Consider the following 7006-nt stretch of genomic DNA (forward strand, 5'->3'; position numbering starts at 1 on the left):
GGGTCCCCGAGGGCGTCGGGCACGGTCAGAGGGCCGCGTCGCCGTGCTCGCCGGTGCGCACGCGCACCACGTCGTCGAGCGAGGTGGTCCACACCTTGCCGTCGCCGATGCGTCCCGTCTGGGCCGCCTTCACGACGACGTCCACGACGGTCGTGGCGTCCCCGTCCGCGACGAGGACCTCGACGCGGACCTTGGGGACCAGGTCGACGGTGTACTCGGCGCCGCGGTAGACCTCGGTGTGCCCCTTCTGGCGGCCGTAGCCGCTGGCCTCGCTGACCGTCATGCCGCGGATGCCGGCGGCCTCGAGGGCGGACTTCACGTCGTCCAGGCGGTGGGGCTGGATGACTCCCGTGACGAGCTTCATGCGCGGATCTCCTTCGCGACCGAACCCTGCTGGATCGTCTCGTACGCCGTCTCGCTGTGCACCGCGAGGTCGATGCCGCCGACCTCGGCCTCCTCGGAGACCCGCCAGCCCATGACCGCCTTGAGGGCGAGCGCGATGACCGTCGTCAGGACGAGGGAGAACACGACCGCGATGACGGCGATGATCACCTGGACCGCGAGCTGGGAGAACCCGCCCCCGTAGAACAGGCCCGTGTCGGTGGCGAGGAAGCCGATGGAGACGGTGCCCCAGATGCCGGCGACGAGGTGGACGCCGACGACGTCGAGCGAGTCGTCGAAGCCGAGCTTGTACTTCAGGCCCACGGCGAGCGCGGACAGCACGCCGGCGACCGCACCGAGCAGCAGCGCACCGACGGGGCTCACCGAGCCGGCGGCCGGGGTGATCGCGACGAGACCCGCGACGACGCCGGAGGCGGCGCCGAGGGAGGTCGCGCTGCCGTCGCGGAGCTTCTCCGTGACGAGCCAGGCGAGCATCGCGGCGGCCGTGGCGGACGTCGTGTTGACCCAGGCCAGGCCCGCGGACTCGTTGGCGCCGAAGGCGGAGCCGGCGTTGAAGCCGAACCAGCCGAACCACAGCAGCGCCGCGCCCAGCATCACCATGGTGAGGTTGTGCGGTCGCATCGGCTCGGTGCCGAAGCCCTTGCGCTTGCCGACCACGATCGCCAGCACCAGGGCCGCGGCGCCGGCGTTGATGTGCACCACCGTGCCGCCCGCGAAGTCGATCGGTGCGGCGATCCCGCCGAACGGACCGTCGGCGGACAGCAGGCCGCCGCCCCAGACCATGTGCGCCATCGGGAAGTAGACGACCGTCGCCCAGATCCCGGCGAAGACCATCCAGGTGCCGAACTTCACGCGGTCGGCGATGGCGCCGGAGATGAGGGCGACCGTGATGATCGCGAACGTGACCTGGAAGGCCACGTCGATGACCTGCGGGTAGTTGCCCAGCGGGCTCACCACCGCGTCACCCGCGGCGTCGAACAGCGTCCCGTCCAGGCCGAACTGGTCGAACGGGTTGCCGACGATCCCGCCGACGTCCGAGCCGTAGGACATCGACCAGCCCCACAGCACGTAGATCACGCCGACGACGCCGATGGCGCCGAACGACATCATCATCATGTTCAGCACCGACTTGCCGCGCACCATGCCGCCGTAGAACAGCGCCAGGGCGGGCGTCATGAGGAGCACGAGCGATGCCGACGTCAGCATCCACGCAGCGGCCCCGGTGTCCCATTCCATGGTGTTCTCCCCTCGCCAGCCCGGCGGCTGGTCGGGGACAACGCTCTCGGCGCGCGGTTTCGCCCGTGCTCAGGTTGCGTTACGGGCCGGTGACAAGCTCGCCGCACAGGTAAAGGTTGTGTTGCGGCGCCTGCGACGTCAGCCGAGCAGGCCGTCGACGAACTGCTCGGGGTCGAACGGCGCCAGGTCGTCCGGCCCCTCCCCCAGGCCGACGAGCTTGACCGGCACGCCGAGCTCGCGCTGCACGGCGACGACGATGCCGCCCCGGGCGGTGCCGTCGAGCTTGGTCAGCACGATGCCCGTGACGCCGGCGACCTCGCCGAACACCCGCGCCTGGTTGAGGCCGTTCTGGCCGGTCGTGGCGTCCAGCACGAGCAGCACCTCGGCGAGCGGCGCCTCCCGGGTGATGACGCGCGTGATCTTGCCCAGCTCGTCCATGAGGCCGGCCTTGTTCTGCAGGCGGCCGGCCGTGTCGACCAGCACGACGTCCGTCGCGTCGGTCTTGCCGCGCCGGACGGCGTCGAACGCGACCGCCGCGGGGTCGGCGCCGTCGCGGTCGGCGCGGACCGTCTCGACGCCCACCCGGGCGCCCCAGGTCTGCAGCTGGTCGGCGGCCGCGGCGCGGAACGTGTCGGCGGCGCCCAGCACCACGGTGCGGTCCTCGGCGACCAGCACGCGCGCGAGCTTGCCGACGGTCGTGGTCTTGCCCGTGCCGTTGACCCCCACGACCAGCACCACGGCGGGCAGGCGCGTGCCGTCGTCGCCGACGGGGCCGGTCGTGGCGACCTCCCGGTCGAGCGTCGGGTCGACGATCTTGAGCAGCTCCTCGCGCAGCAGCTCGCGCACCGCCCTCGGGTCGCGGACGCCGAGCACGCGCACCCGGGTGCGCAGCGCGTCGAGCAGCTCGTCGGCCGGCCCGGCGCCGATGTCCGCGAGCAGCAGCGTCTCCTCGAGCTCGTCCCAGTCGTCCTCGGTGAGGTGGTCGCGGGACAGCACGCTCAGCAGGCGCGCACCGAACGGGGAGCCCGACCGGGCGAGCCGGTCGCGGAGGCGGACCAGCCGGCCGGCCACCGGCTCCGGGGTCTCGAGCGCGGGCGCCGTCGGCCCGAGGACGTCCGGCTCGGCGACCTGCCCCGGGGCCTCGGCCTCCCCCACGCCGCCGTGCGGGGCGGGCGGCGCGAGGGTCGTCGTGTCCCCGCCGTCACGATCGAGCGGCCGCCGGCGCGAGCGCGGGACCAGGAGGGCGGCGCCGCCGCCCACCACGACGACGACACCGAGGAGGATCCAGAGCCAGAGCAGATCAGTCACGCGCACAGTCTCCCAGAACCGACCGCGGACCGCGGGCGCCTCACTCCGGCTTGCGGACGGTCCCCACGTGCCACGTGCTGCGGGCCTGCATGCGGGCGCGGTGCAGGGCCTCGGTGAGCTCCTCGGGGTCGACGTACCCCGGGGCGTCCTCGACCGTCGCGGCGAAGAACTCGTCCATCCCGGTCTCGACCGGGGCAGGAGCTGCCGCACGCCTGCGGCTCAGCCCGGAACGGAAGTCGCGCAGGAAGCGACGCAGGCCCGGGGCCTCCACGTCCTGTCCCTCACGACGCTCCATGACGTTCGCCACGAGAAAGACGACCGCGGCGAGCACGAGGGACCCGAGGACCCAGAAGACGAACGTGAGCATGGCGCTATTCTCCTGCCGCGTCGGCGGTCTCGCGCATCCGCTGGGAGATGACGGTCGTCACACCGTCGCCGCGCATGGTGACGCCGTACAGCGCGTCCGCGACCTCCATCGTGCGCTTCTGGTGGGTGATGACGATGAGCTGGGAGTCCTCCTGCAGCTCGCGGAAGATCTCGAGCAGCCGGCCCAGGTTGACGTCGTCCAGCGCGGCCTCGACCTCGTCCATGACGTAGAACGGGCTGGGGCGGGCCTTGAAGATCGACACGAGGAACGCGACCGCGGTGAGGGACCGCTCGCCTCCGGACAGCAGCGACAGGCGCTTGACCTTCTTGCCCGCCGGCCGCGCCTCGACCTCGATGCCCGTCGTGAGGAGGTCCGCCGGGTCGGTGAGGACGAGCCGCCCCTCGCCCCCGGGGAACAGCCGGCCGAACACGCGCACGAACTGCTCCGCGGTGTCGCGGAACGCCTCGGCGAAGACCTGCTGCACCCGCTCGTCGATCTCGTCGACGATGTGCAGGAGGTCCTGCCGCGACTTCTTCAGGTCCGCGAGCTGCTCCGTGAGGAACTGGTGGCGCTCCTCGAGCGCGGCGAACTCCTCCAGCGCGAGGGGGTTCACCGCACCGATGCGGGCGAGCGCCCGCTCGGCCGTCGTCAGCCGCTTCTCCTGCTCGGCCCGCACGTAGGGCACGGGCTGCGGGTCCGGCTCGTCGTCGGCCGCGTCCGCAGGGCGCGGCACGGGGACGTCACGGTGGGGGCCGAACTCCTCGACGAGGACGTCCGGGTCGCTGCCCAGCTCCTCGACCGCCCGTGCCTGCAGCTGCTCGAGCCGCGCCACCTGCTGGGCGCGCGCCACCTCGTCACGGTGCGCGACGTCGGTGAGGTCCCGCAGCTGGCCCGCCAGCCGGTCGGCGCCGGCCCGGACCACGTCGAGCTCCTGCTGGCGCACGGCCCGCTCCTCGTCGGCCGCGGCGCGCTCGGACTGGGCGCGGTCCACGGAACGAGCGAGGACGGCGAGGGCCGCGCGCGCGTCGTCCCGCACCGAGGCCGCCGTGCGCGCCTCGGCCGCCCGCCGTACCGCCCGTCGCTCCGCCTTCTCGCGTGCGGCGCGCTCCTGCGCCGCCGCGCGTGCCAGCCCCTGGGCACGTCCGGCCACCGCCCTCGCGCGCTCCTCGCTGGTGCGCAGCTCCAGCCGTGCCTCGGTCTCCGCCCCGCGCGCCCGGGTGGCGCTCTCCTGCGCCGCGTCCCGCTCCGCCTGGGCCGCCGCGACCTGCTCCTGCGACTGGGCGGGCTCCGCCTCGGCGACCTCGAGCCGACGGACCAGCTCCGCCAGCTCTGCCTCGTCGGCCGTGCGCCGGTCGTGGGCCTGCGCGAGGGTGGCGCGGTGGCGCTCCGCCTCCGCCAGGGCGGAGCGGTGCGCCGCCCCGAGCGTCCCGAGCTGCTCCGCCACGGCAGCGAGCGCCGCGTCCGACTCGTGCAGCTGCGCGAGCGTCTCGTCGTGGGTCGCCTGCGCCGACTCCAGCCGCTCGCGCGCCCCGACCAGCTCGAACCGGCACCGCTCGCCGCGCGCCGCCGCGTCGGCGAGACCCTCCTTGGCCTCGTCGAGCGCCGAGGTGAGGTGCAGCACGCTCGGTGCCGCCGCCGAGCCGCCCCAGGCCCGGCCCGCCCCGAGCAGGTCGCCGGCACGGGTGACGGCCACCACGCCCGGGGCCGACTGGACCAGCGCTCGTGCCTGCGCCAGGTCGTCCACCACGACGACGTCGCGCAGCAGGGTGCGCAGCGGGCCCGCCGCGGGGCCCGCCACGGTGACGACGTCGGTCGCCCGGCGTGCACCGTCCGGCAGGTCGACGTGGAGGGCAGCCGTGGCGTCCTCGACCCCGCCGCCGACGACGAGCCCGGCACGGCCCGCGTCGTCGTCCCGCAGGCGGCGCAGCGCGTCGACCGCCGCGTCGACGTCGCGGACGGCGACGGCGTCCGCGACCGGGCCGAGGGCTGCCGTCACGGCGTCCTCGTACCCCTGCTCGACGCCGAGCAGGGCGGCGACCGAGCCGAGCACCCCCGGCGCGGCGTCCGCGAGCAGCGCGCCCGCGCCGTCCTTGCGGTCCAGGCTCAGCTCGAGCGCCTCGACCCGCGCGCTCCAGGTGGCGCGGTCGCGCTCGGCCTCCGACGCGCGCGCCTCGAGGTCCTGCACCGCGGCCCGGGCCTCGGCGAGCGCCGTCGTCGCGTCCTCGTGCCGGGCGTCCAGGTCCTCCTCGCCCTCCTCGGCCCCGACCACCTGGACCTCGAGGGCACCGAACTCGCGTGCCGCCTCCTCGGCCCGGCGCTCCGCCTCCGCGACGACCTCGCGCACCCGCTCCAGCTCGGCGTCGCCTGCCTCGACGCGGCTGCGCCGGGCGGCCACCTGTCCGGAGAGCCGGGCCAGGCCCTCGCGCCGGTCGGCCGCACCGCGGTGCAGCGTCGCGAGCTCGCGCTCCGCCGCGTCGGCCGCCTTCTCGGCGTCGGTGCGCGCCGCGACGACGCGTTCGACGGCGGCGCGGGCGAGCTCGACCTCGCGGGCCAGCTCGGCCTCCGTGGCTTTCGCGCGCTCCGCCTGTGCCTCGAGGTCGGCGGGGTCCTGGCCGCGGTGCTCCGGCTCGGCGGCACCGAGCAGCCGCACCCGCTCGTCGGCCAGCGTCGCCAGGCCACCCAGCCGTTCGCGCAGCGCGGTCAGCGCGTGGAAGGCGTCGGCGGCACGGCTGACCTCCGCGACAGCACCCGAGGCCGCCACCTCCAGGCGTGCCAGGTGCGCGCGGGCCTGCTCCAGCCCCTGCTCGGTCTCCCGCTGCCGCTCGCGCAGCGCCGCCTCGTCGGCCCGCTCCTGCGCCATCTGCGCCGTGAGCTGGGCCAGGTCGTCCGCGAGGAGGCGCGACCGCGCGTCGCGCAGGTCGGCCTGCACCGTGCGGGCCCGGCGGGCCGCCTCCGCCTGTCGTCCCAGCGGCCCGAGCTGGCGCCGCAGCTCCGCGGTGAGGTCGGTGAGGCGGGCGAGGTTGCCCTGCATCGCGTCGAGCTTGCGCAGCGCCTTCTCCTTGCGCTTGCGATGCTTGAGGACGCCCGCCGCCTCCTCGACGAAGCCGCGGCGGTCGTCCGGCGTGGCGCGCAGGACGGCGTCGAGCTGGCCCTGCCCCACCACGACGTGCATCTCACGACCGATGCCGGAGTCGCTCAGCAGCTCCTGGATGTCGAGCAGCCGGCACGAGCTGCCGTTGATCGCGTACTCCGACCCGCCGCTGCGGAACAGGGTCCGCGAGATCGTCACCTCGGTGTAGTCGATCGGCAGCGCGCCGTCGGTGTTGTCGATCGTGAGGGACACCTCGGCGCGGCCCAGCGGCGGCCGGCCGGCGGTGCCGGCGAAGATGACGTCCTCCATCTTGCCGCCGCGCAGCGACTTGGCACCCTGCTCCCCCATCACCCAGGAGAGCGCGTCGACCACGTTGGACTTGCCCGAACCGTTGGGCCCGACCACGCAGGTGATGCCCGGCTCGAGGCTCAGCGTCGTCGCCGAGGCGAACGACTTGAAGCCCCGGAGCGTGAGCGTCTTGAGGTGCACCCGGCGAGCCTAACCGCCGAGGACCGCGGATCCGCGGAACTCCGCCGGTCCCGCCCGCACCGGCGTCCCGCCGAGACGCATCGAGCGTGCTGACTTGGTCCTCAAACCGGTGG

Annotated in this window: 5 protein-coding genes; all 5 read right to left on the reverse strand. The window is 74.6% G+C overall.

Going from position 1 to position 7006, the window contains the following annotated elements; genetic code table 11:
- Positions 1 to 25 precede the first annotated feature (25 nt).
- The 5 genes from ACFT55_RS18035 to smc all read right to left on the reverse strand — a co-directional run bounded on the left by ACFT55_RS18035 (position 26) and on the right by smc (position 6893).
- Positions 26 to 364: a P-II family nitrogen regulator gene (locus ACFT55_RS18035; protein ID WP_380245223.1), complete on the reverse strand. Its 339-nt coding sequence runs from the start codon at positions 362 to 364 to the stop codon at positions 26 to 28.
- The gene (locus tag ACFT55_RS18040; RefSeq protein WP_380245224.1) at positions 361 to 1638 is read right to left on the reverse strand and encodes an ammonium transporter; all 1278 of its coding nucleotides are present in this window, start codon (positions 1636 to 1638) and stop codon (positions 361 to 363) included. The genes ACFT55_RS18035 and ACFT55_RS18040 overlap by 4 nt, the downstream gene beginning before the upstream one ends.
- 138 nt (positions 1639 to 1776) lie before the next feature.
- Positions 1777 to 2946, reverse strand: coding sequence for a signal recognition particle-docking protein FtsY (gene ftsY / locus ACFT55_RS18045; RefSeq protein ID WP_380245225.1), 1170 nt, complete (start codon positions 2944 to 2946; stop codon positions 1777 to 1779).
- 40 nt (positions 2947 to 2986) lie between these two features.
- The gene (locus ACFT55_RS18050; RefSeq protein WP_380245226.1) at positions 2987 to 3313 is read right to left on the reverse strand and encodes a hypothetical protein; all 327 of its coding nucleotides are present in this window, start codon (positions 3311 to 3313) and stop codon (positions 2987 to 2989) included.
- Positions 3314 to 3317: 4 nt separating this feature from the next.
- Positions 3318 to 6893, reverse strand: a complete 3576-nt coding sequence (gene smc / locus ACFT55_RS18055; protein WP_380245227.1) for a chromosome segregation protein SMC — start codon at positions 6891 to 6893, stop codon at positions 3318 to 3320.
- Positions 6894 to 7006: the final 113 nt, after the last annotated feature.

The organism is Isoptericola sp. NPDC057191, assembly GCF_042670225.1.
In the GTDB taxonomy this organism is placed as follows: Bacteria; Actinomycetota; Actinomycetes; order Actinomycetales; family Cellulomonadaceae; genus Isoptericola.